Here is a 279-nt window from a genome sequence, read left to right as displayed (position 1 = left end):
ATCGGCGAGCACTACGCCTTCGACATGCCGACCATCGGCCAGTACCCGTTCATCCGCTCCAACGCCGCGCCGCGCCATCGGCTGGTGGTGACCGGCAACTACGACGGACCATGGGGCATCACCTTCGGCGGCAAGCTGACCCTGGCCACGCCGGTGACCGCCAACACCAGCTACTGCGTGGACCAGGCACCATTCGGCAACCAGCCCAAGTGCGTGCAGGTCGGGGTGACGCCGAACGGCAACGGGCGTTTCCTGGTCGGCGGGCCGATCTTCGGCTAC

Annotated in this window: 1 protein-coding gene; it reads left to right on the top strand. The window is 67.4% G+C overall.

The window, feature by feature from the left end:
- Positions 1–279, top strand: a 279-nt coding sequence (locus SB658_RS23380) for a hypothetical protein (RefSeq protein ID WP_410602668.1), incomplete at both ends; no start/stop codon positions are given.

This window comes from Bacillus sp. SIMBA_008, from assembly GCF_046535495.1.
GTDB lineage: Bacteria > Bacillota > Bacilli > Bacillales > Bacillaceae > Bacillus > Bacillus subtilis.
The sequence above is the reverse complement of the archived record's forward strand: the minus strand, read 5'-3'. Positions and strand labels throughout refer to the sequence as shown.